Below are 25,060 nucleotides of genomic sequence, written 5' to 3'. Positions count from 1 at the left end.
ATGAAAAAAATTAAGGAAATAATAGTAGTTGAGGGGAAAGATGATATTTCAAAAGTAAAATCAGCCTTTGATTGTGATGTTATCGCAACTAACGGGACACATTTTTCTAAAAATTTGTTAAAAAGATTAAAAGAGGCAAATGAAAAATGTGGGATAATTGTATTTACCGACCCCGACTATGCAGGAGAAAAGATTAGAAAAAATATAAATAGAGTTGTTCCAAATTGTAAAAATGCTTTTTTAAGTAGAAATCTTGCATTAAAAGGCGATAATGTAGGCGTTGAGAATGCAAAGGTTGAAGATGTAATTGAGGCGATTGAAAATGCAAAAGTAACAGTTTTGGAAAGAAAAGATGAAATTGATTTGAGTGATTTAATTTCACTTGGAATAAGTGGAACAGGAAATAGCAAAATGTATCGAGAAAAACTTTGTGAATATTTTAAAATTGGCTACTGTAATTCAAAACAATTTGTAAACAGATTAAACAGTTTTGGAATAACTAAAGAAGAATTGCTTTTAGCTACCGAAAAAATTTTAGGAGAGGAAGTTTAAAATGGATTTATATAAATTATCTGTAATAAAAGAAATTTGTGATAAGTTTGGATTTTCTTTTTCTAAAAATTTTGGACAAAATTTCTTAACAGATAGAAATATCTTAGAAAAAATAGTTGAAGTTTCAGAAGTTGACAAAGATTATGGAGTAATAGAAATTGGACCGGGTTTTGGTGTTCTTACAAAATTTTTGCTGGAAAAGGCAGGAAAAGTTGTTTCCATAGAAATTGATACAAGATTAAAAGAAGTTTTGGATTACACATTGAGTGAATATGACAATTTTGAATTTGTTCAGTCAGATGCTTTAAAGATTGATTTTAAAAAACTTATTGAAGAAAAATTTACTCAAAAGAAAATAGTTGTAGTTGCAAACTTACCATATTATGTAACAACACCGATTATAACAAAAATTTTGGAAAGTGATTTAGACTTGGAGTCTGTAACAATAATGGTACAAAAAGAAGTTGCTCAAAGACTTGTAGCTGATGAGAACAGCAAAGACAATTCAAGCATAAGTCTTTTTGTAAAATATTATGCAGATGCAAGTATAGCTTTTAATGTTTCAAGAAATGTTTTTGTTCCGGCGCCTAATGTTGATAGTGCAGTTGTCAATATGAAATTGAAAAAAGAAAGGTTTGAGTATGAAAAAACTATGTTCAAACTAATAAAAAACGGTTTTGAAAATAGAAGAAAGACAATTTTAAATTCATTTTGTAAATCCGGAATTGAAAAGGAAAAAATTATTAAAGTTTTAGAAAAATTAAATATAGACCCACGAACAAGAGCTGAAAAATTATCACTTATAGAATTTCAAAAAATTGCAAAAGAATATGAAGAAATTTAATTGTTTAGTGATAAATTTCTAGGGTATAAAAAAATTAATAAAAAATCAAAAAACTTTGATTGATAAATTAGGAGGAAATTAAAATGGCAAAAGTAGTAGTATATTCAAGTGAATCTTGTACTTATTGTAAACAAGCAAAAGAATTTTTAAAAGCAAACAATGTAGAATACATTGAAAAAAATGTTTCAACAGATTTAGAAGCTAGAAAAGAATTAATGGCAAAAGGACATATGGGCGTTCCTGTAATCTGTGTTGACGATGTAGAAATGGTTGGTTTCGATAAAGCTGAATTAACAAAAGCATTAGGATTATAATATAAATAAAAAATTTTGGTTCAGTAGTATTACTGAACCTTTTTTGTATAATATTAAAAATTATTTTTAAGAGATTAATTTGTTTGAAATAAACTACTATTAAATTTTTGTAATTTTACAATATACATAATTTTATAGTAGTTTTTTTATAAGTTAATTATAAAAATTTTGATTAATAGCTTAATTTATGTTATAATTATTGTGATTTAGGAGGATAAAATGAAAAAAGTAAAATTAAATCTTCAAAATTTCATAATTTTGTTTTTTACTGTTTTAGTTTGTAGTATTTTTTTAGGTTTTTATTTAAAAAATATTAATTTAAAGGACAGTATCGACTATAAAATTATGTTTTTTATTCAAAGTAATAATATTTTTACTAAAAGTAGTATTCTTCTAAATTTTATTAAATTTATAACAACTCTTGGAAATAGTAGAACTTATTTGTTTTTATTTATTCCTTTTGGAATTTATTTTTATTATAATAATTTAAAGAAAGAGTTTGTCTTTTTGTTTATTGTTTTAATTTTTACTTTTGCTCTTAATGAGTTAATTAAGTTGATTGTATCAAGACAAAGACCGATTGAATTTTTTGTAATAAATATGAATGGTTTTAGTTATCCAAGTGGTCATTCAATGAATTTCTCTTCCTTTTATTTAACTTTTAGGTTTTTACTAAGAGAAAAATTAAATAGCAAGATAATTGATGTGATTGTTTATATTTTGATTTTTTTAGTTGCTATTAGTAGAGTGATTTTAGGAGTTCATTGGCCGATTGATGTTGTTATTGGCTTTATATTGGGTTATTTTTGTTATAATTTGGCTAAAAGATTGTATTTTAGTTTTTGGAGGAGTTAATGATATATTTGATTATATTTTCTATTGTAGTCTTTATTTTGACTTCGATAGTTGGAAATAAATTAAAAAAACAGAATTTTTTAATAGATTTAAAATTGAAGAATTTTTTTCAAAATAATAATTTAAGATTTTTGAAATCTTCTATGAAACATATAACTTCAATGGGGGATGTAGTAACTTCATTGATTATTATATTTCCAATTTTCTTTTATTCTGTTTCAGAGAAGAATTATGTATTGGCAAGTGCAATATTAAATTCTTCAATTTTTAATATGATATTTTTAAATTCATTTAAATTTTTATTTAGAAGAGAACGTCCTGTTTCACATTCTGATATAAAATATTGGGGATATAGTTTTCCAAGTGGACATTCTTGCATAGGACTTAGTTTTTATCCTACTGTAATGTATGTTTTATTTAGTGGACATAGTTCATTTCCAATTTGGATGACTATTGGACTTTTATTTGGACTTAGTATTGCAATAAGTAGAATTGTTGTTGGAGTACATTGGTTTTCAGATGTTGTTTTTGGTTCTTTGATAGGACTTGTATTTTTTAGTTGGACAATATATTTATATAATATTGGATTTTATTATAAATTTTTATTTTAATATTTAGGAGGATTTTTAACTATGGTTAAAGCAGTAGTAGGAGCAAATTGGGGCGATGAAGGAAAGGGAAAAATAACGGATATGTTAGCAGAAAATGCTGATATTATCGTTAGATTTCAAGGAGGTTCTAATGCAGGTCATACTATAATAAATGAGTATGGAAGATTTGCTTTACATTTACTACCTTCAGGTGTTTTCTATAAACATACAACATCTGTAATTGGAAATGGAGTAGCACTTAATATTCCTTATTTACTTAAAGAAATTGAATATTTAAAGGAAAAAAATGTTCCTGATATTAATATTTTAGTTTCAGATAGAGCACAACTTGTTATGCCTTATCATATTGATTTTGATGCTTATGAAGAAGAAAGACTTGGAAAAAATTCTTTTGGTTCTACAAAATCAGGAATAGCTCCTTGTTATTCAGATAAGTATGCTAAGATTGGTTTCCAAGTTAGTGAATTATTTGATGATAATTTATTTGAAAAAGTTGAAAGAGTTGTTGAATATAAGAATATAATTTTAGAAAATTTATATAAAAAAGAAAAAATTGATGCAAAAGAATTATATGAGCTTATGCTTGTTTGGAGAGATGCAATCAAACCTTATGTTTGTGATGTGTCAAAATTTTTAAATGATGCAATTAAAGATGGTAAAAAGATTTTACTTGAAGGTCAATTAGGTTCTTTAAAAGATACAGACCATGGAATTTATCCAATGGTAACTTCTTCATCAACTTTAGCAGGTTTTGGAGCTATTGGTGCAGGTATTCCACCTTATACAATTACTGATATTGTTACAGTTGTTAAGGCATATTCCAGCGCTGTAGGTGCAGGAGCTTTTGTTAGTGAAATTTTTGGAGAAGAGGCTGAAGAATTAAGAAAACGTGGTGGAGATAAGGGTGAATATGGTGCTACAACAGGCAGACCAAGACGTGTTGGTTATTTTGATGCTGTTGCCTCAAGATATGGTTGTAGAGTTCAAGGAAGTACAGAGGCTGTATTAACTGTTATTGATGCTTTAGGATATTTAGAAGAAATTCCAGTTTGTATTGGATATGAAATTGATGGTAAAGTTACTAGAGATTTTCCAACTACAACTTTGATAGAAAAAGCTAAACCTGTTTGGAAAGTATTAAAAGGTTGGAATAGAGATATTAGAGGAATTAGAAATTATGAAGAATTGCCAGTTGAATGTAGAGAATACATTGAGTTTATAGAAAAAGAATTGGAAGTTCCTGTTAAGATGATTTCTAATGGTCCAAAGAGAGAAGATATAATTTATAAAAATAGATAATTAAATATTGTTTTATTTTTGTAAATTGCATAATTGGGTATTATATGAAAAAACGTAATAATGTTTTGTCTAATGCTAGAGGACATTGGGTTTTAATTATTTTTATTTTATTTGGTATTTTGTTTTTAGTTAAAAATGTGTTTTTTAATAAAAATTATAGTGATGAAATAATTGTTTTAGAAAAACCTAAAACTTATGACTTAAAACTTTCTTCTAAAGCATTAGTTATAAAAGATGAATACTTATATTATTTAGGAAAAAGTGATATTGAAGTAGATAGTTCAAAAGTAAATGTTGATAAAGAAATTGGAGAGGTTGATGTTTCCAAAATTGATTCGAACTTTAAAGATTATTTGGCTGAAAAGGTTGAAACTTTAAAGAAACAATCTGAAAGTAAGGAAACAAATACTGAAAAAATTGATTTGGAAAATATTTTGAAATTTATTAGAGATAAGAATTTTTCAAAAACTTTTGATATACTTTCAAGTGAGCAAAATAAAATTGCTTTTGGGAAAAAATACAGTTCAGATAAACTTTTTAGATATTCTTTGTTAAATGATACAATTAATTCTGGAAAAATTGTTTCAAAAAATTCAGGAATTGTCCTTAAAAAAATTGATGGTCTTGAAAATGTATATGATTTTTCTGTTATTGATTCTATTGACGAAAAAGATTTTAATTTTGATAGTAGTGATAATATATCAAATATCGAAGGCATAAAAATAGTAGATAATTTAAAATACTATTTATGTATTAGATTAAAAACTGGAGCGTTGGATAATATAGCTGTAAATAATAGCATAAAGGTAAATATTGGAGATTCTGTTGCTACTGGAGTTATAAAAAATATAAAGAGTGGTTCAGAATATGATTTAATAGTTGCTCAATTCTCATCAGCTTTTAACGAAGTTGCAGATAAGAGATTTATAGATTTAAATGTAGTAAAATCTGTTACCGGTGCTTTTGAGTTACCCTCTAGTGCATTGACTTCTAAAGATGGAGAAAATTATGTTTTAACTGTTGATTCTTTTAATAATATTAAGAGGTCAAAGGTTGTGATTAAATTTATCGACAAGATAAATTCTAAGGTTTATATTGATTCTGTTAATAGCTCGGTTGGAATTTTTTCTAATATTTTAAAAGATGCTAGTAAGATTAAAGAAGGAGCAATTTTAAAATAATGAAATCAAATATAAATAATATACGAGAAAAAATATCTCTAGCTTGTAAAAATGTAAATAGAGATGAAAAAGAAATATTTTTATTACCTGTTTCAAAGACTGTTGATGTTGATAAGATTCAGGAGGCGATAGATTTAGGCTTTAACACTTTTGGAGAAAATAAAGTTCAAGAAATTTTAAAAAAGTATGAATATTTTGAGGAAAAAGTTAAATTTCATATGATTGGGCATCTTCAAACGAATAAGGTTAAGTCTATAATTGATAAGGTTGAATTGATACATTCTTTGGATAGAATTTCACTTTTAGATAAATTGGACTTGGAGGCAAAAAACAAGGGAATTATTGTAAAGTGTTTAGTTGAAGTAAATATCGGAAAAGAAGAAAGTAAATCTGGTATTTTTGAGGAGAATGTATTTGATTTTATAAAAGAAATTTCAAAAAGAGATAATGTTTTTGTAAATGGACTTATGACTGTGGCTCCATATTGTGAAAATATTGAGGATACAAGAGTTTATTTTAGAAAGATGAAAAGTCTTTTTGATGAAATTTCAAAATTAAATTTAAAAAATGTGGATATGAAAATATTATCTATGGGAATGAGTAATGATTTTACAATTGCCATAGAGGAAGGCGCTAATCTTATAAGGATTGGAACTTCAATATTTGGTAAAAGAAACTATATCAAATGTTAATTTGTTAGTTGAATAATGTTTAGATTACAATTAGAAAATTTTAAATTTTCGCTTGTTATAAAAAATAAAAATATGAGGAGGAACGTTATGGCAGGCTTTATGGACAAAATAAAGAAATTTGTTGGAAATGATGATTTAGAAGATGAATACGATGATTATGAAGAAGAAGTGGTTGTAGAAAAACAACCTAAATCAGTTGGAGAAACTTATGCTAAAAACGCTAGTAGTAAATTAGCTTTAGAAAAAGAAAAATCTAATGTGGTTACAATGCCAAATATTAGCAGATTTTTAATTTCTATTAGAGAACCGATAACTTTTGATGATGGAACTCAAGTTTTAGATGATGTTTTAAAGGGAAAAGTTGTTGTATTAAATTTAGAAATGTTAGAAGTTGATAAGAAAAGACAAATCTTTGACTTTGTAAGTGGTGGTATTTATTCTTTAAGTGGAAAAATCCAAAAAGTTACAAAAGACATTTTTATATTAGCTCCTAAGGGAATTGATATTGATGGAAAAGTTAAAGACCAAATCGAAAATAACGGATTTTATCAATTATAATTAAATGAAATCATTTGATAAGTTTAAGATTTTAGATAATATTAATAATATAGAAGTAAAAAAGACCATCAATAAATTTTTAGATGGTCTTGTTTCTATGGAAAAAAGTTATAAGGACATATTTGTTTCTAACTTTTTTACTCCTTTGGAATTTGAGTATGTAAAAAGAGTTTTAAAAAACTTTGACTTGAATTATGATATTATTTTTTCTGACGAAGATTTTGAAAGAAAATTTATAATTTTTTACAGAGAAGATTATATTTTAGATGACTATTTAGAAACTTTAAGATTTAAAGATATTTCCGGAATAGAGCATAGAAATATTTTAGGAAGTATTTTGCATTTAGGGATAAGTCGTGAAAAAATTGGAGAGATTATAAAAATTGACGGTTACTGGTATGTTTATTGTTTAAAGCCGATTGGAACTTTTATATTTTCAAATGGTCTTGAATTTTCAAGGCAAGACTTAAAATTAGAAATTTTAAATGAAAATTTTATTCCTACAAGTTTTAAAAAGTATGAAGATGAAAAAATAATTGTTTCAAGTTTGAGATTGGATTGTTTTGTAAAAGAACTTGCAAGAACTTCAAGAGAGCTTTCTCAAAAGTTTATAAAAAATGGAAATGTTAAGTTAAATTATGAAGAGTGTAAAGATTTTGACAAGAAGATAAACGAAAATGATATTATCTCAATAAGGGGAGAGGGAAAGTTTAAGGTAGATTGCTTAGGTGGTTTTACTAAAAAGAATAAATATGTTGTTAATGTTAAGAGGTATTCTATATGATATATGTAATTTTAATTATTGGGCTATTTTTAGACCAAATAACTAAATACATTACTTTAACCAAACTTAAAGGAGTAGATTCAGTTGTTATCATTAAAGATTGGTTAGAATTTACTTATGTTGAAAATACTGGAGTGGCTTTTGGAAGTTTTAGTGGATATAAATATTTCTTTATTTTTATTTCTTTAGTTGCTTTTTTGGCAATTTTGTTTTATATAAATAAAAATAAAGAAAAAATTTCTAAGATAGAGCAAGTTTTATATGCTTTAATAGCTTGTGGAGCATTGGGAAATTGTATTGATAGAATCAGATTTTCTTTTGTAGTTGACTTTATTCATACAAGATTTGGTGGCTTGTACGATTTTCCGGTTTTTAATTTTGCAGATATTTATATTTGTGTAGCTTGTTTTTTACTTATAGTTATTTCATTTTCTAAAAAGGAGAATTAAGATGAGTTCAAACTATGTAGCTTGGAATGAATATTTAAAAGATGAATTTCAAAAAGAATATTTTATTAAAATGAAAAATTTTTTAAATGAGGAATATAAACATAAGACAATATTTCCACCTAATGAATTTGTTTTTAATATTTTTAATAAAATAAATCCTAAAGATATTAAGGTTGTAATACTGGGTCAAGACCCATATCATGGAGAAAATCAAGCTAATGGAATGAGCTTTTCAGTGAACAAGGGAGAAAAAATTCCTCCTTCACTTAGGAATATTTATCTTGAATTATATTCTGATTTAGGAATTAAACCACCAACTCATGGAGATTTAACTTCTTGGGTTGAACAGGGAGTATTTTTACTAAATGCAACTCTTACTGTTGAAAAAGCAAAACCCAATTCACATAAGGATATAGGTTGGCAAATTTTCACAGACAGAGTCATTGAAATAATTTCAAATTTTGATTATCCTAAAGTTTTTGTGCTTTGGGGAAATTTTGCAATTTCAAAGAGTAATTTAATTAAAAAAGATGAAAATAATTTTATAATTACAAGTATGCACCCATCTCCTTTTTCTGCACATAGAGGATTTTTTGGAAGTAAACCGTTCTCTAAGGCGAATGACTTTTTGATAAGCAAGGGAGTTAAACCGATAGATTGGAGAGTGTAATTTTTGACTGAATTAAAATATATTTGTGATAAAGAGATTAGATGTGATGCGTTTTTATCTCTTAAAATTTCTGATTTATCAAGAACTTCAATTCAAAAGTTAATAAAGAAAAATTTGGTTTTGGTAAATGGTAAGAATGTAAAACCGAATGTTATATTGAAAATTGGAGATGAAATTTTTGTTTCAATTCCAGAAAAAAAAGAAACAAAGTTAATAGCTGAAGATATAAAATTAGATATTGTATATGAGGACGATTATATAATAATTCTAAATAAACCAAGGAATATGGTTGTTCACCCTGCTGTTGGAAATGAAGAACATACTTTGGTTAATGCGCTTTTAAATCATTGCAAATTATCAATGGTAAATACTGAAAGGCCGGGTATTGTTCATAGATTGGATAAAGATACAACAGGGCTTATAATTTGTGCGAAAGATGATGAAACACATTTACAATTAGTTGAAATGTTTTCAAATAGAGCTATAAAGAAAAAATATTTGGCAATTTGTAATGGAAGTTTTTCAAAAGAACATGGTTTCATTGATAAACCTATCGGTCGTGATGAGAAAGATAGAAAAAAAATGAGTGTAAAAAGTAAATCAGGTAAAGATGCACTTACAGAATATAGTATTTTAAGCTCAAATTTAAAATATTCTTTAGTTCGCGTTACTCTTCACACAGGACGTACTCATCAGATAAGAGTTCATTTTAGTAGCTTAAATCACCCTATTGTAGGAGATGAAACTTATGGGAATAAAAACGAAAAGATAAAGGCGAATGGACAAATGCTACATGCGTATAATTTGGAATTTTTACACCCAATTACAAATGAAAATATGAATTTTACAGTTTTACCTGATGAATACTTTTTTAGTATTTTAAATAAAACAGGTTTAGAATTTAGTGAGGATTTATTATGCAAAGTGAAAGATTGATTTTTAGAAAATTTAATTTAGATGATATAGATGATGTTTACGAATTTGGAAGTGATGATGAAACTTGTGAATTTGTTACTTGGGATAAACATAAAAATCTTATAGAAACTAAAAAAGTTGTTGAAGATATTTTTATGAAAAATGAATATTGTTTTGCCATAGTTGAAAAAATTTCTAATAAATGTATTGGAAGTTTTGATTTTAGAGCAGATATAAAAAATAATTCTTTGACTTTTGGATATGTTTTGAATAAAAAATATTGGAATAAAGGGTATATGAGCGAAACTTTAAACTTTATGCTTGATTATGCATTTAATACATTAAAAGTTAATAAAGTTTGTGGACTTCATATAAAAGAAAATGTTGCCTCCGGAAGAGTTATGGAAAAATGTGGACTTAAAATCGAAGGCGAATTTGAAGATGCTGAATTTTTAAAGGGAAGATACATAACTTTAGTATATAGAGGAATTTTAAGAAGAAATTATAAAGGAGAGTAGTATGTCACAATTGGAAATGCCAAAAATTGGCGAAAAAATTTATGTTATGAAAACAAATGTAGGAGAAATCTCTTTTAGATTATTTAACGAAATTGCTCCTAAGGCTTGTGAAAATTTTATTACATTAGCTAAAAAAGGATATTATAACGGAGTTATTTTCCATAGAGTTATTAGAGATTTTATGATTCAAGGTGGCGACCCAACAGGCACAGGAATGGGTGGTGAAAGCATCTGGGGAGAGGCTTTTGAAGATGAATTTGACATTAATTTTAGAAATTATAGAGGAGCATTGTCAATGGCAAATGCCGGACCAAATACAAATGGAAGTCAATTTTTCATTGTTCAAAATAGCAAGATTTCTGATGATTATATAAATTATTTGAAAAATTCTGATAAGAAAATATATCCTGATGAAGTTGTTGAAAATTATGAAAAAAATGGTGGAGCTTTTTGGTTAGACTTTAAACATACTGTTTTCGGTCAAGTTTTTAAAGGAATGGAAGTTGTTGATGAAATAGCAAATACTTATTGTTCAAATGACAAACCTTTGGAAGATATTGTAATTTTATCTGTGGAAGAAGTTGTTTTTGAGGGTTAGTTATGCATCAATATAAAGGAAAATTAATTTTACATACCGGAAGTATGTTCTCCGGTAAAACTTCAAGTTTGTGGAAAGATTTAAATAGATTTGAAATCGCAAAATATGAAACGATAGTTTTTAAACCGAAATTTGATAATAGATATGCTGACAAAGAAATTGTTACTCATGACAATAATAAAATGAAGGCAATTCCGGTTGAGAATATTGATGATATTATTGAATTTATGAAAACAAGTAAGGCAAGCGTCATCGGTATTGATGAAGTACAATTCATTAAAGGAGATATATGTAAAATAGTTGAAACTTTAAATTTATTTTTAGAAAATGGATTTACAATCGTACTTGCAGGACTTGATATGGACTTTAAGGCTGAACCTTTTGAACTTGTAAAGGAACTTATGCCAAGAGCTGATTATCTTTATAAGCACCATGCCGTTTGTGCAAATTGTGGAGTTGACGCTTGGGTTAGTTACAGAAAAACACAAGATGACGAAAGAATAAAACTTGGTGCATCAGAAAGTTATGAGCCTCTTTGTAGAAAATGCTACTATGAAAAAGAAAAATTAAGAAAGCAAATGGAAAACCAATTAAGTATGCTTGATGATAAATAAATTTTACTTTTAGAATGATAACTATTGCTTTATTCTTCCAATTATGTTATAGTAATAAGGTAATATTAAAATATTACATATTTCCTATAGTATTGGAGGATAAAAGGATATGAAGGGAACTGTAAAATGGTTCAATGCAACTAAAGGATTTGGATTTATTTCTACTGAAAATGGAGAAGATGTATTTGTACATTATTCAGCATTAGAAGAAACTGGTGAATTTAGAACTTTAGAAGAAGGACAAGCTGTTGAATTTGAAGTAGTAGATGGTGCTAAAGGTCCTCAAGCTTCTGGTGTTGTTAAATTATAATAAAAATTAAATAACTTAATTATTAGTTAAAATTGGTATAATATAATTTTAAGCAAGAAGTAAAATCTCCTAGTTTTAGGGGATTTTTTTAATTATAGGAGATTTTTTAAATTGTCAAAAATATACTAAAAATAAAAAAAGATATTATTTTATCAATTGATTTCTTTAAAGTTTTAGTATATAATTTTATATGAAATTGATATTAAGGAGTATTTATGGCAAAGATATTAAGATGTATTGATGAGCATAATTCAATGCGATTTTTTTTCGCTTTTACTGATGATATTGTAAAAGATTTTGAAAAATTACAAAAAAGTTCTGTTAGTGCAAATATTGAAATGGGAAAAATTTTAACGATGAATGCGTTGTTATATTCCGATTTAAAAAACGACACTGATAGTATAGATTTAAAATTAAAGACAAATGGGGATTGTGGTCTTATTATTTCCAAGTTATATAACAATTCATTTATAACCGGATATTTAGAAAATAAAAATTTAAGTAAATACGATAAAATCTATGAAAAGGGAAAAATTTCGAAAGATTTTATTGGAGATAATGGAATACTTGTTTTGATAAAAGATTTAGGTTTAAAATCTCCATATATTGGACAGACAAGTATAATTTCTTCAAATATTAGTGAAAATTTTACTAATTATTTTAGTGCATCCAATCAAACTGTAACGTCAGTTAATTTGGAAGTAAAAAAGGTTCTTGACGATTATATTTCTTTTGGTTTTATGATGGAGCTTTTGCCGAATTATACAGAAAAAGATTTATCACAATTTACAATTTACTCAGATATGTTTAAAACCGAGTTGGAAAATTATATTAACTCCAAGTCTGATGATATGAGTTTTTATGATTATATTTGTTCTATTTTAAAGATTTTTAACATTAGAATCATAGAAGAAAAGATTATTCATTATAAATGTAATTGTAGTGATGAAAAGATAGATAATATGCTGTTAAGTTTAGGTAAAAAAGAGCTTAATGATATAGTGAAAGAGGGAAAAGAGATAGAAATTGCTTGTAATTTCTGTGATAAGAAGTACAAGAAAAGTGTTGAAGATATAAAAGATTTATTAAATGAACTTTAGGAATTGTTTATGAAAAAAATAAATTTATTAGATAATAGAATATATAGAAATTTATTTATGTTATCTCTTCCAATAATGACGACTTCTTTTATACAGATGTCTTACACTTTAATGGATACATTTTGGGTAGGAAAGCTGGGAACAGAGGCGATAGCAGGTGTTGGAATAGTAGCATTTATAATGTGGTTTGCTAATTCTCTTGTTTTGGTTTCAAAAACAGGGATAGAAATAGGTGTTGCATATAGTGTAGGCTCCAAAGATGATAAGCAATTTAGAAAATATATTGACACTTCTGTTGTTATAAATTTATTTATGTCTATTACTTTTGCGATATTATTATATATTTTTAGATTAGATGTAATTAAGTTTTTTAACATAAAGAGTGAGTTAGTAATTTCACTTGCAAATAGTTATTTGAAAGTTGTTATATTAGGAGTTCCTTTTACTTTTTTAAATCCACTATTTTCAGGAGTTTTTAATGGCTCAGCAAATAGTAAAGTTCCATTTATTGCAAATTCATTAGGGCTTATTATAAATATAGTTTTAGACCCGATTTTAATCTATGGTTATTTTGGTTTACCTGAGCTTGGAGTTAGAGGGGCAGCTGTTGCTACAACTCTATCTCAAATAGTTGTTACAAGCATTTTTGTGATTTTTTCAATTAAAGATGGTAAAATTTTAAAAGGCTTTAATTTAATTAAAAATTTCAGTAAGCCAACTTTTTATGAGGTTTTAAGACTTGGAGTTCCAACTGCTTTTAAATCTTGTATATTTGCTTTTATCTCAACTATTTTACTTAGAATAATTGCAAGTTGGGGAGAAAGTGCCGTTGCAGCAGAGAATGTTGCAGTACAGATAGAGGCCATAAACTGGATGACTGTTGAAGGCTTTTCTATTGCACTTTGTGCATTGATTGGTCAAAATTATGGAGCTAAAAATTATGATAATATAGTTTTGGGATATAAAAAAGGTCTTAAGATAATTTTAGGAATTGGAATTTTTTGTTCATTCTTTTTATATTTTTCATCAGACTACATAATCAGACTATTTATAAAAAATGATGTTAATACCATTAGAATGGGTGTTAGTTATTTAAAAATTTTAGCTTTTTCTGAAATATTTTTAGCTCTTGAAATAGGAATTTCAGGAATGTTTAACGGACTTAAAAATACAAAAACGCCTACGATAATAAGTACATTTTCAAATGCGTTGAGAATTCCACTTGCGTATCTAGTTTTTTATTCAAAATTGGATATAAGCTATATGTGGGTTGTAATTTCTTTTTGTACTTTTTTAAAGGGAATATTAAATTATATTTTCTTTAAACGATTCATCAAGAAAAACTTTGATTTTGAACTTTGATGTATTGAAAAAAAATAAAAGATATGATAAAATATTTGTATTGTAAATTTAGAAAATTTTTGATTGAAAGTAGTAAATATATTTAATTTTTAAGAGAGTCATTGTTTGGTGTGAAATGATATTTTAGTATATTGAATTTACTCATGAAATGCGAAAGCCGTTGATTACGTTATAATCTTAGAGTGAGTTAATTACTAATTAGAGTGGTACCACGGAAATTTCAACTTTCGTCTCTTTTCGAGACGGAAGTTTTTTTATATTATGAATGGAGGAATGTTATGAAAAATTATGAGCCAAAGAATATTGAAAAAAAATGGCAAGATATTTGGGACGAAAAAAAACCCTTTAAATGCGAAATAAATGATAAAGAAAAATTTTATGCATTGATAGAATTTCCTTATCCGTCAGGACAAGGACTTCATGTTGGACACCCAAGACCATATACTGCATTAGACGTTGTAAGTAGAAAGAGAAGACTTGAAGGACAAAATGTTTTATTCACTATGGGTTGGGATGCTTTTGGTCTTCCAACTGAAAACTATGCGATGAAAAACAAAATTCATCCTGAAATTGTAACAAAAAATAATATTAAGAATTTCAAAAAACAATTAAAGAGCATTGGTTTTTCTTTTGATTGGGACAGAGAAATAAATACAACAGACCCTGATTATTACAAATGGACTCAATGGATTTTTATGAAGATGTTTGAAAAAGGTCTTGCATATAAAATGGAAATGCCTATAAATTTCTGTACGTCTTGTAAAGTTGGTTTGTCTAACGAAGAAGTTGTAGGTGGTTGTTGTGAAAGATGTGGTGGAGAAGTTATACATAAAGTTAAAAATCAATGGATGTTGAAGATAACTGAATATGCAGATAGACTTATAGACGACCTTGAAGAAGTTGATTTTATTGATAGAGTTAAAACTCAACAAATCAACTGGATTGGCAGAAGTTATGGTATGGAAGTTAAATTTAAAATGAAAGATATTGATGATGATATTTTAGTTTATACTACTAGACCTGACACAATTTTTGGAGCAACTTATATGGTTGTTTCTTGTGAGCATCCATTACTAAAAAAATATGCTGGCAAAATAAAAAATAAAGAAGAAATTGAAAAATATGTTTTAGAAGTTCAAAAGAAATCTGAATTTGAAAGAACAGAAATGAATAAAGATAAAACAGGAGTTAAGATTGACGGAATTACTGCAATCAATCCTTGCACACAAAAAGAAATTCCAGTATTTATTTCAGATTATGTTTTGATGACTTACGGAAGTGGAGCGATTATGGCTGTACCTGCTCATGACACCAGAGATTTTGACTTTGCTAAAAAATTCGGCTTGGAAATTGTTGAAGTAGTAAGTGGTGGAGAAAATGTTAATGAAAAAGCATATACAGACACTAATACAGGAATTATGGTTAATTCAGGATTTTTAAACGGACTTTCAGTTAAAGATGCAAAAGAAAAGATTTTTGAATATTTATCAGAACTTGGAATAGGAAATAAAAAGACTAATTTCAAACTTCGTGATTGGGTTTTCTCAAGACAAAGATATTGGGGAGAACCGATTCCTCTAGTAAATTGTGAAAAATGTGGTTGGGTTGCTATTCCTGAAGAAGAATTACCATTAAGATTGCCTGAGCTTGATTCATTTGAACCAACTGAAACTGGAGAATCTCCACTTTCAAAAATTGATGATTTTGTAAATTGTACTTGTCCAAAATGTGGTGGGAAGGCAAAAAGAGAAACAGATACAATGCCACAATGGGCTGGTTCCTCTTGGTATTATTTAAGATATATGGACCCACATAATAAAGAAAGTCTTGTTGGGAAAGAGGCATTAGATTATTTTGGTCAAGTTGATTGGTACAATGGTGGAATGGAACATACAACATTGCACTTATTATACTCAAGATTTTGGCATAAATTCCTTTATGATATAGGAGTTGTAAATACAAAAGAACCATATTTCAAAAGAACTTCTCATGGAATGATTCTTGGAGAAAATGGAGAAAAAATGTCTAAATCAAGAGGAAATGTAGTAAATCCTGACGAAATGATTGACAAATATGGAGCAGATGCTTTAAGATGCTATGAAATGTTCTTAGGAGATTTTGAAAGAAGTGCGTCTTGGTCTGACGGTGGAATTAACGGTTGTAGAAAATTCTTAGATAGAGTTTGGAAATTACAAGAAATAACTAATTCTAGTGAAGAAATGACAAAATCTTTAGAAAAGTCAATCCATAAGACAATTAAAAAAGTTTCAGAAGATTTTGAAAATCTTAAATTTAATACTGCAATAGCATCACTTATGAGCTTGATAAACGAATTTTATTCTACAAAAGAAATTTCAAGAGAAGATTTAAGAATATTTTTAATTTTATTAAATCCTGTTTCTCCACATATTACAGAAGAAATATGGCAAGAAATGAATTTTGGAGGATATATCTTCGAACAAACTTGGCCAAAGTATGATGAATCAAAAACTATTGATACAGAAGTAGAAATGCCAATTCAAATAAACGGAAAAGTTAGGGCTACTTTAATGATTGCAAAGGATGCAAAATTTGAAGATTTTAAAGAAGAACTTTACAACAACGAAAGTGTTAAAAAATTCATCGAAGGAAAAACAGTAGTAAAAGAAATTTTTGTTCCTGGAAAAATTTGTAACATAGTTGTTAAATAAAAATCTAAAAATAATGGATATGATTTTAATTTATATTAATTAATAAATTTGTTTTCAAACTACAAAAAAGTAAGTTTAATAGGCTTACTTTTTTTGTATATTTTTTTGTTTTATGGTACAATATAAAATATAATTATTTTAAAAAATAAGGAGTTTTTTATGGAAAATAAAGTTGCATTAGTAATCGAAGGTGGAGCAATGAGAGGTGCCTTTTTGAAAGGTGTTTTGGATTGTTTTAAAGAAAATGAAATTAAATTTCCTTATGTTGTCGGCGTATCTGCCGGAGCAATTACAGGTTTTGAATTTGTTAGTGGTATTGCTTTTGATGTTAATAAATTATTTTTAGAATTTGCAAATAATATGGAAATTTTAAAAAATTCATCAGAGCCGATAGATTTAAAAGCTATGGTTAATGGAGTTTTTGATTTTCCTGAATTTGATAAAAATATTGAAACTGAATTTGAGGCAGGTGTTACTTCTTTGATTGATGGTAGTTATAAATTCTTTTCATCAAAAGATGCTAAAAATACTTTAGATATGGTTGATAAGATAATAGCATCTTCTGCTCTTCCTGATATGGCAAAATGTGTTGTGATTGATGGAATTCCATATTTTGACGGTGGAATGTATAATACGAATCCACTTGAAAGGGCGATTGAAAAAGGTTATGAAAAATTTGTGATTTTACTTGCCAAAAATAGAGGATACAGAAGAACAAATTCTGATATTAGTGATATCGTAAGATTTGGTTATAAAGATTATCCGAAATTTATAGAATCAATGGAAAATGAAAAAGATAGATATAATAAGACTATGGATTTAATTGATAGCTTAGAAAAAGATGAAAAAGCTATTGTTTTTGCACCTATTAATCCTTTAAAATTTAAGTCGTTTACAACTAATATGCAAGATGTTGTCGATTTGTATAAAGAGGGATATATGGTTGCAAGTCAAAGTATTGAAAATGTTAAAAAATTTGTTTAGGAGATAGAATGATATACGGTTTATCTGATTTGCATTTAGATTATACTGGAGATAAGTCAATGGAGGTTTTTGGCTCCGCTTGGGAAAACTATGAAGAAAGAATGTTTAAATCTTGGAAAGAAATTGTAAAGGACGATGACTATGTTATTGTTCCGGGTGATATTTCTTGGGCTTTGAAGATTGAAGAGGCTTATAATGATTTAAAGAGAATTGAAGAACTTCCAGGAAAAAAGATTTTTTTAAAAGGTAATCACGACCTGTGGTGGAGTAGTTTAAATAAGATAAAAGAATTAAATTTAAAAAATATGTTTTTTTTACAAAATAATAGTATTGAAACTGAAGATTATGTCTTTATCGGAACAAGAGGTTGGCTTTCTCCAAAGTCCTCTGAATTTTCTGAAAGTACGGACAGAAAAATCTATAATAGAGAACTTATGAGGTTAGAGCTTAGTTTCAATTCTGTTAAAAATAAGGAAAAGGAAATAATTTGTCTTTTCCATTATCCACCGGTAGAAAAGGACAGAACACTTAATGACTTTGGATTGTTTGCAAAAGAGCATAATATAAAAATTGTTTTATATGGGCATTTACACGCACATTCGTTAAATAATGTTGTTGATGAGGTTGTTGATGGTATAGAGTTTCATTGTCTTTCTGCCGATTACTTAAAATTTATTCCAAGACTTATTAGGAGATAAAATGGAAAAAGAGTTAGAAGTTAAGATTTTAAATATAGATGTTGAAGAAGTAAAAGAAAAGTTAAAAAATTTAGGCGCAAAGTTTTTACGAACTGAAAATCAGGAGAATATAAGATTATCTTCTTCGAAGTTTGATTGTATTCCAAGGGGAAGTTTTTTAAGAATTAGAAAATTTTTAGATGAAAATGGAAAAGAAATAAATTCGGAACTTACTTACAAAGAACATAAGGCAAATAAAATTCTTAAAGAGTTTAATGAATACAATGTACCTTTGGAAAATAGCTCTGAAATGCTAAAGATTTTAAAATTTTTGGGATATGATAAGTTAGATATTGAGAAAAAGTTTAGAACTTCATATTCATTTAAAAAAGCACATATAGATATTGATGTTTGGGATAAGGAGGTTTATCCATATCCTTATATGGAAATAGAGGTTTCTCATTATGATGATTTGTGTGAAGTTTTAGATTTGTTGGAAATAAGCAAAGACAATGTATGTCTTAAATCTTTACCGGAACTTAAAGAAGAATTAGAAAGTAGGGTTTAGTATGAAGGAATTATTTGAAATTTTATTGAAAAAAAGAGTGTCTGTTGTTATCGTGTTGCTTGCGATATTTGTTGGAATGCTTGTAACTTATTTGCTTAGCAGAGCAAAATATAGATTTTTAAAGTTTATTCCTGCATTTGTTTTAATAATAACAGGAACAGTATTTTTAGCAGATGGTTGGACAAATATTATAACTCCAAGAGGACTTAATTCATTGTATTATGCAATGATTATAGGTACAAGTGGAGTGGTTTCGCTTTTCTATGCTTTAATACTTATGAACTTTAGGAAAAAGTAGGTGATTGTATGTCTAATATAGCCAGTTTTTTTGACATTGACGGAACTATTGCGAGAGAATCTTTGATGATTGAACATTTTAAAAGACTTATAAAATATGAAATTTTAGATGAGAGCATTTGGGTCAATGATGTAAAGCAATTATATATGGAATATGTTAATAGATATGGGGCTTATGATGCTTATATTGAGGCACTTGCTGAAAAATATATTACAGATTTAAAAGGCTTTGACATTGAATATAATAAGTTTATAGCTGAACAATCTGTTCAAAAAGTGTGTGAAAGAGTTTATCTTTTTTCAAGAAATCAATTAGAATTTCATAAAAAGAATGGTCATTTAATATTTTTTGTTTCTGGAAGTCCGGACTTTTTAGTTGAAGAAATGGCTAAGAAATATGATATTACAGAATATAGAGCTACAAAGTATCTATACGATGAAAATGGAAAATTTAATGGTGAAATTCTTCCGATGTGGGATAGTGAAAATAAAGATAGAGTTTGTAAAGAACTGATTGAGAAGTATGATATAGATATTGAAAAATCTTTTGCTTATGGAGATACAACAGGAGATTTATCAATGCTTAGAAGATTTGGAAATGCCTATACGATTAATCCGTCAAAAAGATTATTGAAAAAAATAAAAAATGATGAAGAACTTTCAAAAAAAGTAAATATAATCGTTGAGAGAAAAGACGTTATATATAAACTAAAGGCAGATGTAGTAACTTTATAATTTATATAGTATTAAAATAAAATTATTTTAATTATAAAAATTTTTAAAATAGTTGACAAAATTTTAGATTATTGTTATTATTATCTTGTAAAAATTATTAATTAAATTTACAATAAAACTAATATTGTTGAAAATTTAATTGTATTGTATTTTACTTTTAAATACAATACACTTTTACTTTGTTAGTTAAAATTTAAGGAGGACTTTTAAATGAAAGTAGCAGTTGTATATTGGTCAGGTACAGGTAATACTGAAAAAATGGCTGATTGTATCGCCGAAGGAATTGAAAACGCAGGTTCAGAAGTTGAAGTAATTTTCTGTGATGATTTTGGAGCAGATATGTTAAATGATTTCGACCTAGTTGCATTTGGTTGTCCAGCAATGGGAGATGAAGTTCTTGAAGAATCAAGTTTCGAACCAATGTTTGAAGAAGTTGAAGAAGAATTAAACGGAAGAAAGATTGCTTTATTCGGTTCTTATGAATGGAACGAAGGACAAAAATGGATGAAAGACTGGAAAGTTAGATGTGAAGGAGTTGGAGCTAAAATCGTAGCTGAACCTCTTTGCGTATATGATTGTCCAACACCAGAAGACGAAGATGACTGTGTAGCATTTGGAGAAAAAATCGCTAAAGCATAAGTTAAATAGGTATTTAAAGGTAGCCTTAGGGCTACTTTTTTTGTGCATGAAAATAAATTTTAAATAAATTTTAAATAAATTTTAAATAAATTTTAAATAAATTTTAAATAAATTTTAAATAAATTTGTTTTAAAACTTGACATAGGGGAATAATAGTAATATAATATTGTTAGCAGTCTAAGAGGTTGAGTGCTAAAAAGAGGTGATAAAATGCTTGATGATAGAAAATTGAAAATTTTATATGCCATAATAGATAGTTATATCAGTACTTCTGAGCCTATTGGGTCAAGGACAATTTCCAAACAATATGATATGGGAATAAGTTCAGCTACTGTTAGGAATGAAATGAGTGATTTGGAAGAGCTTGGTTTTTTAAACAAGGCCTATTCATCTTCCGGTAGGATTCCGTCGGATAAGGCTTATAGACATTATGTTAATTATTTATTATCTTCACATTTTGACGAAATTTCAAAAAATATGTATGGAATTGACGTTCTGGCAAAGCATATTAATGAAAAAAATAAGATTTTTAAAGAATCTGCGAAGATAATTTCTGAGGTTACAGAATGTATAACGGCAACTATGATTACAGATTATATGGATTGTTCTGTAAAGAGTATTGATGTTATAAATATAAGTGGAGATTATTATGTTTTGGTTTTAGTTTTTGACACAGGAAAAGTTGTTAATACCGTTTTTGATGTTAAAAACAGTATTAATGAAGAAATTTTACAAGAACTGATATTTTATTTAAAGAAATATTTGATAAATGTTAAAGTATCTGATTTGAATGAAAGATTAGAGTTTTTAAAACTTACTTTTGTTTCAAAAATTCCATTTATTACAGAAGTTTCCGACTTGATAGAAAAAGAGGTTTCAAAAACTGAAAAGTCTGATATTGAGCTTGAAGGTATTTCAAATATATTTAATTTTCCGGAGTATAGGGATATGAATAAGGCTAAAGAACTTATTCATTTCTTAGAAGATAAAAATGAATTGGAAGATTTGTTTTTAAGTTATAATGGAAATGAAATTTATATTAGTATCGGAAGTGAAAATAATAAAGACTTTTTAAATGATAATACCATTGTTGCTACTTCTTATGATTTAGGAAATGGTAGTAAAGGAAAGATAGCTGTTATTGGTCCAACTAGAATGGATTATGAAAAGATAATATCAACTATGTTAAGTTTAAATGATAGAATGAATGATATTTTAAAATGACGGGAGGCGAAATAGTTGGAAGAAAATAAAGAAATTTTAGAAGATGAAATTAAAGAAGATACTGAAACAGTATCTAATGAAAATTTAGAAGAAAATTCTTCTAATGAAGTTGAGGAAAAATTAAATTCAGAAATTGAAGAATTAAAAAATCAACTTTTAAGACTTCAAGCTGATTTTGTAAATTATAGAAATAGAACTGAAAGAGAAAAGTCAAATTCTATTATACTTGCAAATGAAGGCTTAATTTTGAAGTTATTACCTGTTTTAGATAATTTTAATAGAGCATTTATTCATCTTAATGTTGATGATGATGTAGTTAAAGGCTTTATTATGATTAAAGAGCAGTTTGAATCAATTTTAAAAACTGAAATGTTGGAAGAAATTGAAAGCGATGGTGCTGTTTTTGACCCGAATTTACATAATGCAGTTATGACTGAAAGTAAAGACGGAGTTGAAAGTGGTGTCATATTAGAAACTTTTGAAAAAGGATATAAAATTAAAGATAAAGTAATTAGACCGAGTATGGTTAAAGTTAGTGAATAATTAGGAGGAAAATATTATGTCAAAGATTATAGGTATTGATTTAGGTACAACAAACTCAGCAGTAGCTGTTATGGAAGGTGGAGAACCAACAATTATTGCAAATGTTGAAGGAAATAGAACGACTCCTTCAGTAGTTGCTTTTACAAAAAACGGAGAAAGATTAGTAGGGGAAACTGCAAAAAGACAAGCTATTACAAATGCAGGAAGAACAATCATTTCAATTAAAAGAGAAATGGGAACAGATTACAAGGTAAAAATTGATGGTAAAGATTATAGCCCTGAAGAAATTTCAGCAATGATTTTACAAAAAATTAAATCAGATGTTGAAAGCTATTTAGGAGAAACTGTTTCAGAGGCAGTAATTACAGTTCCGGCTTACTTTACAGACAGCCAAAGACAAGCTACAAAAGATGCAGGAAAGATTGCAGGTTTAAATGTTAAGAGAATTATTAACGAACCAACTGCAGCTGCACTTGCTTATGGAATGGACAAAGACACTGAACAACATAAAATAATGGTATTTGACCTTGGTGGTGGTACATTTGACGTTTCTATATTAGAAATAGGAGATGGAGTTTTTGAAGTTTTATCTACTAGAGGAAATAATAGACTTGGTGGAGATGATTTCGACGAAGTTTTAATGAACTATCTTGTTTCAGAATTCAAAAAAGAAAATGGAATAGATTTAAGTAAAGATGTAACAGCAATGCAAAGATTAAAAGATGCTGCTGAAAAAGCTAAAAAAGAACTTTCAACTACAATGACTTCAAATGTAAATTTACCATTCATTACTGCTGTTGACGGAGCGCCTGTTCATTTAAATATGGATATTAAGAGAGCTAAATTTGAAGAATTAACTTCATCATTAGTTGATAAGACATTAGTTCCGGTTAGAGAGGCATTAAATGACGCCGGACTTACTGCATCAGAAATTGATAAAGTTCTTTTAGTAGGTGGTTCAACAAGAATTCCTGCAGTACAAGAGGCTGTTAAGAAATTAATTGGAAAAGAACCACAAAAAGATATTAACCCAGATGAATGTGTTGCTATCGGTGCAGCGATTCAAGGTGGAGTTTTAACTGGAGAAGTTAAAGACTTATTATTATTAGACGTAACTCCATTGTCATTAGGTATTGAAACAATGGGTGGAGTAATGACTAGATTAATCGAAAGAAATACAACTATTCCAGCTAAGAAGAGTCAAATATTTTCAACAGCAGCTGATGGACAAACCGCAGTAGATATTCACGTTTTACAAGGTGAAAGAGAATTTGCTCACGACAATACTACATTAGGAAGATTCCAATTAACAGGTATTCCTGCAGCACCAAGAGGAGTTCCACAAATCGAAGTTACTTTTGATATAGATGCAAACGGAATTGTAAATGTTCATGCAAAAGACTTAGGTTCAGGTAATGAACAAAAGATTACAATTACTGCATCAACAAAATTATCAGAAGAAGAAATCAACAAAAAGGTTAGAGAAGCTGAACAATTTGCTCAAGAAGACAAGAAGAAAAAAGAAGCAGTAGAAGTTAAAAATAACGCTGAATCTCTAGTATATCAAACTGAAAAGACTTTAAAAGACTTAGAAGGTAAGATTTCAGAAGAAGAAAAATCAGCAGTTACTTCAAAACTTGAAGAATTAAAAACAGCTTTAACAACTGATAATACAGAAGATATTAAAGCTAAAAATGATGCTTTAACTCAAGAATTCTACAAAATCTCAGAAAAATTATATCAAAATGCTAACCCACAAGGAGCAGAACAAAAGAAAGATGATGTAGTTGACGCTGATTACGAAGTAGTAGATGAAGAAGAAAATAAATAGATAAAAATCAAGGTAGTGCTTAGGTGCTACCTTTTTTGTGTTTAAAATCAACTCAGCTTTATGAATATGTTTTGATTAATGAAAATGGAGAGAAAGCTTTTACTCAAGTAGAACAGGGGGATATAGATATTGATGCTAAACTATATGAAAATTTAGATGGAAAAGTGTTTTTATTTACAACAGAAGGAAAGCTTGAAAATTTAGAAAATGTTAGTGAAAATAAAATAAAAAAAGTTTCTCCAGAAGATATTTATAAATTTTTATTAGATGAAAATAATAAAAAGTTCTTATCAGAGAATATTCTTAATCGTTTAAAACTTTGGGAAAAGATAAAAAATTCTATAAAAGAATAAATTGACAATTAATTTTTGTAAAATAGCGTCCAAGAATATGTTAAAATTTTTAAGGCAACCTTAAAATATTAGGTTGTCTTTTTTGTTGTTTATTTATATTTTTTTAAATCATTATTATTAAAAAATATTTTAAAATTAAAAATAAAAATAAAAATCAATATTAAATATATTGAAAAGCAATATTGAAAGTGTTATAATAAATTAAAATGACGACAACGTCGTTAGGTAAAATATTTTTATGGGAGTAGTTAAAAATATTTTTGCTGTATGGTATTTTATACCAAATAAAAAAA

At 27.4% G+C, this 25,060-nt stretch carries 30 protein-coding genes and 1 other annotated feature; all 30 genes read left to right on the top strand.

Translation table 11 applies throughout. The features are described 5' to 3' along the window. The 30 genes from rnmV (at position 1) to IBJ83_RS01440 (ending at position 24,767) form a co-directional block, all read left to right on the top strand. Entirely contained in the window at positions 1-552 is a 552-nt protein-coding gene (gene rnmV, locus IBJ83_RS01585) for a ribonuclease M5 (protein ID WP_068471922.1), read from the top strand. A gap of 1 nt (position 553) precedes the next feature. Then, a complete protein-coding gene (gene rsmA / locus IBJ83_RS01580; protein WP_201275076.1) occupies positions 554-1,396 on the top strand; it encodes a 16S rRNA (adenine(1518)-N(6)/adenine(1519)-N(6))-dimethyltransferase RsmA in 843 nt (280 codons plus the stop codon). A gap of 83 nt (positions 1,397-1,479) precedes the next feature. Further along, positions 1,480-1,710 (top strand): glutaredoxin family protein, encoded by a 231-nt coding sequence (locus IBJ83_RS01575; RefSeq protein ID WP_068471918.1) that lies wholly within the window; start codon positions 1,480-1,482, stop codon positions 1,708-1,710. Positions 1,711-1,929: 219 nt separating this feature from the next. After that, positions 1,930-2,565 (top strand): phosphatase PAP2 family protein, encoded by a 636-nt coding sequence (locus IBJ83_RS01570; protein ID WP_201275075.1) that lies wholly within the window; start codon positions 1,930-1,932, stop codon positions 2,563-2,565. Next, a complete protein-coding gene (locus tag IBJ83_RS01565) occupies positions 2,565-3,176 on the top strand; it encodes a phosphatase PAP2 family protein (protein ID WP_201275074.1) in 612 nt (203 codons plus the stop codon). Before IBJ83_RS01570 ends, IBJ83_RS01565 begins: the two co-directional genes overlap by 1 nt. A 21-nt stretch (positions 3,177-3,197) precedes the next feature. Further along, on the top strand, positions 3,198-4,475 hold the full coding sequence (locus IBJ83_RS01560) for an adenylosuccinate synthase (protein ID WP_068471912.1): 1,278 nt from the start codon (positions 3,198-3,200) through the stop codon (positions 4,473-4,475). 44 nt (positions 4,476-4,519) lie between these two features. Continuing rightward, complete coding sequence (locus IBJ83_RS01555) at positions 4,520-5,656, top strand: HlyD family efflux transporter periplasmic adaptor subunit (RefSeq protein ID WP_201275073.1); 1,137 nt, start codon at positions 4,520-4,522, stop codon at positions 5,654-5,656. Next, positions 5,656-6,348: a YggS family pyridoxal phosphate-dependent enzyme gene (locus tag IBJ83_RS01550; protein WP_201275072.1), complete on the top strand. Its 693-nt coding sequence runs from the start codon at positions 5,656-5,658 to the stop codon at positions 6,346-6,348. The genes IBJ83_RS01555 and IBJ83_RS01550 overlap by 1 nt, the downstream gene beginning before the upstream one ends. 87 nt (positions 6,349-6,435) lie before the next feature. Further along, positions 6,436-6,906 (top strand): cell division protein SepF, encoded by a 471-nt coding sequence (locus tag IBJ83_RS01545; protein ID WP_068471906.1) that lies wholly within the window; start codon positions 6,436-6,438, stop codon positions 6,904-6,906. 4 nt (positions 6,907-6,910) lie between these two features. Further along, on the top strand, positions 6,911-7,690 hold the full coding sequence (locus IBJ83_RS01540) for a YlmH/Sll1252 family protein (RefSeq protein ID WP_201275071.1): 780 nt from the start codon (positions 6,911-6,913) through the stop codon (positions 7,688-7,690). Continuing rightward, entirely contained in the window at positions 7,687-8,139 is a 453-nt protein-coding gene (gene lspA, locus IBJ83_RS01535; RefSeq protein ID WP_201275070.1) for a signal peptidase II, read from the top strand. The genes IBJ83_RS01540 and lspA overlap by 4 nt, the downstream gene beginning before the upstream one ends. Position 8,140: 1 nt before the next feature. Beyond that, the gene (locus IBJ83_RS01530) at positions 8,141-8,809 is read left to right on the top strand and encodes a uracil-DNA glycosylase (protein ID WP_201275069.1); all 669 of its coding nucleotides are present in this window, start codon (positions 8,141-8,143) and stop codon (positions 8,807-8,809) included. Between the two features lie 3 nt (positions 8,810-8,812). Beyond that, the gene (locus IBJ83_RS01525; RefSeq protein WP_201275068.1) at positions 8,813-9,745 is read left to right on the top strand and encodes an RluA family pseudouridine synthase; all 933 of its coding nucleotides are present in this window, start codon (positions 8,813-8,815) and stop codon (positions 9,743-9,745) included. Then, entirely contained in the window at positions 9,727-10,242 is a 516-nt protein-coding gene (locus IBJ83_RS01520; protein WP_201275067.1) for a GNAT family N-acetyltransferase, read from the top strand. Before IBJ83_RS01525 ends, IBJ83_RS01520 begins: the two co-directional genes overlap by 19 nt. A 1-nt stretch (position 10,243) precedes the next feature. Next, positions 10,244-10,840: a peptidylprolyl isomerase gene (locus tag IBJ83_RS01515; RefSeq protein WP_201275066.1), complete on the top strand. Its 597-nt coding sequence runs from the start codon at positions 10,244-10,246 to the stop codon at positions 10,838-10,840. A 2-nt stretch (positions 10,841-10,842) separates the two neighbouring features. Next, positions 10,843-11,454, top strand: a complete 612-nt coding sequence (locus IBJ83_RS01510; protein ID WP_201275065.1) for a thymidine kinase — start codon at positions 10,843-10,845, stop codon at positions 11,452-11,454. A gap of 109 nt (positions 11,455-11,563) precedes the next feature. Beyond that, complete coding sequence (locus tag IBJ83_RS01505; protein ID WP_068471890.1) at positions 11,564-11,764, top strand: cold-shock protein; 201 nt, start codon at positions 11,564-11,566, stop codon at positions 11,762-11,764. A gap of 215 nt (positions 11,765-11,979) precedes the next feature. Continuing rightward, positions 11,980-12,864, top strand: coding sequence for an Hsp33 family molecular chaperone HslO (locus IBJ83_RS01500; RefSeq protein WP_201275064.1), 885 nt, complete (start codon positions 11,980-11,982; stop codon positions 12,862-12,864). A gap of 9 nt (positions 12,865-12,873) precedes the next feature. Beyond that, positions 12,874-14,226 (top strand): MATE family efflux transporter, encoded by a 1,353-nt coding sequence (locus tag IBJ83_RS01495; RefSeq protein ID WP_201275063.1) that lies wholly within the window; start codon positions 12,874-12,876, stop codon positions 14,224-14,226. Between the two features lie 50 nt (positions 14,227-14,276). Beyond that, positions 14,277-14,464: a binding site (T-box leader), on the top strand. 40 nt (positions 14,465-14,504) lie between these two features. Next, positions 14,505-16,916, top strand: coding sequence for a leucine--tRNA ligase (leuS, locus tag IBJ83_RS01490; protein WP_201275062.1), 2,412 nt, complete (start codon positions 14,505-14,507; stop codon positions 16,914-16,916). A 159-nt stretch (positions 16,917-17,075) separates the two neighbouring features. Continuing rightward, a complete protein-coding gene (locus tag IBJ83_RS01485; RefSeq protein WP_201275061.1) occupies positions 17,076-17,900 on the top strand; it encodes a patatin family protein in 825 nt (274 codons plus the stop codon). Between the two features lie 8 nt (positions 17,901-17,908). Further along, the gene (locus IBJ83_RS01480; protein ID WP_068471879.1) at positions 17,909-18,598 is read left to right on the top strand and encodes a metallophosphoesterase; all 690 of its coding nucleotides are present in this window, start codon (positions 17,909-17,911) and stop codon (positions 18,596-18,598) included. A 1-nt stretch (position 18,599) separates the two neighbouring features. After that, positions 18,600-19,145: a class IV adenylate cyclase gene (locus tag IBJ83_RS01475; RefSeq protein ID WP_201275060.1), complete on the top strand. Its 546-nt coding sequence runs from the start codon at positions 18,600-18,602 to the stop codon at positions 19,143-19,145. A 1-nt stretch (position 19,146) separates the two neighbouring features. Continuing rightward, entirely contained in the window at positions 19,147-19,443 is a 297-nt protein-coding gene (locus IBJ83_RS01470; RefSeq protein ID WP_068471875.1) for a hypothetical protein, read from the top strand. Positions 19,444-19,451: 8 nt separating this feature from the next. Further along, entirely contained in the window at positions 19,452-20,177 is a 726-nt protein-coding gene (locus IBJ83_RS01465; protein ID WP_201275059.1) for an HAD family hydrolase, read from the top strand. 210 nt (positions 20,178-20,387) lie between these two features. Next, on the top strand, positions 20,388-20,816 hold the full coding sequence (locus tag IBJ83_RS01460; RefSeq protein ID WP_068471872.1) for a flavodoxin: 429 nt from the start codon (positions 20,388-20,390) through the stop codon (positions 20,814-20,816). A gap of 189 nt (positions 20,817-21,005) precedes the next feature. Further along, positions 21,006-22,040 (top strand): heat-inducible transcriptional repressor HrcA, encoded by a 1,035-nt coding sequence (hrcA, locus tag IBJ83_RS01455; RefSeq protein WP_333473011.1) that lies wholly within the window; start codon positions 21,006-21,008, stop codon positions 22,038-22,040. A 15-nt stretch (positions 22,041-22,055) separates the two neighbouring features. Continuing rightward, entirely contained in the window at positions 22,056-22,583 is a 528-nt protein-coding gene (grpE, locus tag IBJ83_RS01450; protein WP_201275058.1) for a nucleotide exchange factor GrpE, read from the top strand. Between the two features lie 16 nt (positions 22,584-22,599). Beyond that, on the top strand, positions 22,600-24,414 hold the full coding sequence (gene dnaK, locus IBJ83_RS01445; protein ID WP_068471868.1) for a molecular chaperone DnaK: 1,815 nt from the start codon (positions 22,600-22,602) through the stop codon (positions 24,412-24,414). A gap of 35 nt (positions 24,415-24,449) precedes the next feature. Further along, positions 24,450-24,767 (top strand): hypothetical protein, encoded by a 318-nt coding sequence (locus IBJ83_RS01440; protein ID WP_201275057.1) that lies wholly within the window; start codon positions 24,450-24,452, stop codon positions 24,765-24,767. The last annotated feature ends 293 nt before the right edge of the window (positions 24,768-25,060 follow it).

This window comes from Parvimonas parva (genome assembly GCF_016552165.1).
Classification (GTDB): Bacteria; Bacillota; Clostridia; order Tissierellales; family Peptoniphilaceae; genus Parvimonas; species Parvimonas parva.
Note: the sequence above shows the minus strand (reverse complement) of the source record. Positions and strands in the feature narration are given on the sequence as shown.

Coding starts and splice junctions, on each gene's coding strand:
- rnmV (WP_068471922.1), top strand. CDS start 1: ATGAAAAAAATTAAGGAAATAATAGTAGTTGAGGGGAAAGATGATATT.
- rsmA (WP_201275076.1), top strand. CDS start 554: ATGGATTTATATAAATTATCTGTAATAAAAGAAATTTGTGATAAGTTT.
- IBJ83_RS01575 (WP_068471918.1), top strand. CDS start 1,480: ATGGCAAAAGTAGTAGTATATTCAAGTGAATCTTGTACTTATTGTAAA.
- IBJ83_RS01570 (WP_201275075.1), top strand. CDS start 1,930: ATGAAAAAAGTAAAATTAAATCTTCAAAATTTCATAATTTTGTTTTTT.
- IBJ83_RS01565 (WP_201275074.1), top strand. CDS start 2,565: ATGATATATTTGATTATATTTTCTATTGTAGTCTTTATTTTGACTTCG.
- IBJ83_RS01560 (WP_068471912.1), top strand. CDS start 3,198: ATGGTTAAAGCAGTAGTAGGAGCAAATTGGGGCGATGAAGGAAAGGGA.
- IBJ83_RS01555 (WP_201275073.1), top strand. CDS start 4,520: ATGAAAAAACGTAATAATGTTTTGTCTAATGCTAGAGGACATTGGGTT.
- IBJ83_RS01550 (WP_201275072.1), top strand. CDS start 5,656: ATGAAATCAAATATAAATAATATACGAGAAAAAATATCTCTAGCTTGT.
- IBJ83_RS01545 (WP_068471906.1), top strand. CDS start 6,436: ATGGCAGGCTTTATGGACAAAATAAAGAAATTTGTTGGAAATGATGAT.
- IBJ83_RS01540 (WP_201275071.1), top strand. CDS start 6,911: ATGAAATCATTTGATAAGTTTAAGATTTTAGATAATATTAATAATATA.
- lspA (WP_201275070.1), top strand. CDS start 7,687: ATGATATATGTAATTTTAATTATTGGGCTATTTTTAGACCAAATAACT.
- IBJ83_RS01530 (WP_201275069.1), top strand. CDS start 8,141: ATGAGTTCAAACTATGTAGCTTGGAATGAATATTTAAAAGATGAATTT.
- IBJ83_RS01520 (WP_201275067.1), top strand. CDS start 9,727: ATGCAAAGTGAAAGATTGATTTTTAGAAAATTTAATTTAGATGATATA.
- IBJ83_RS01515 (WP_201275066.1), top strand. CDS start 10,244: ATGTCACAATTGGAAATGCCAAAAATTGGCGAAAAAATTTATGTTATG.
- IBJ83_RS01510 (WP_201275065.1), top strand. CDS start 10,843: ATGCATCAATATAAAGGAAAATTAATTTTACATACCGGAAGTATGTTC.
- IBJ83_RS01505 (WP_068471890.1), top strand. CDS start 11,564: ATGAAGGGAACTGTAAAATGGTTCAATGCAACTAAAGGATTTGGATTT.
- IBJ83_RS01500 (WP_201275064.1), top strand. CDS start 11,980: ATGGCAAAGATATTAAGATGTATTGATGAGCATAATTCAATGCGATTT.
- IBJ83_RS01495 (WP_201275063.1), top strand. CDS start 12,874: ATGAAAAAAATAAATTTATTAGATAATAGAATATATAGAAATTTATTT.
- leuS (WP_201275062.1), top strand. CDS start 14,505: ATGAAAAATTATGAGCCAAAGAATATTGAAAAAAAATGGCAAGATATT.
- IBJ83_RS01485 (WP_201275061.1), top strand. CDS start 17,076: ATGGAAAATAAAGTTGCATTAGTAATCGAAGGTGGAGCAATGAGAGGT.
- IBJ83_RS01480 (WP_068471879.1), top strand. CDS start 17,909: ATGATATACGGTTTATCTGATTTGCATTTAGATTATACTGGAGATAAG.
- IBJ83_RS01475 (WP_201275060.1), top strand. CDS start 18,600: ATGGAAAAAGAGTTAGAAGTTAAGATTTTAAATATAGATGTTGAAGAA.
- IBJ83_RS01470 (WP_068471875.1), top strand. CDS start 19,147: ATGAAGGAATTATTTGAAATTTTATTGAAAAAAAGAGTGTCTGTTGTT.
- IBJ83_RS01465 (WP_201275059.1), top strand. CDS start 19,452: ATGTCTAATATAGCCAGTTTTTTTGACATTGACGGAACTATTGCGAGA.
- IBJ83_RS01460 (WP_068471872.1), top strand. CDS start 20,388: ATGAAAGTAGCAGTTGTATATTGGTCAGGTACAGGTAATACTGAAAAA.
- dnaK (WP_068471868.1), top strand. CDS start 22,600: ATGTCAAAGATTATAGGTATTGATTTAGGTACAACAAACTCAGCAGTA.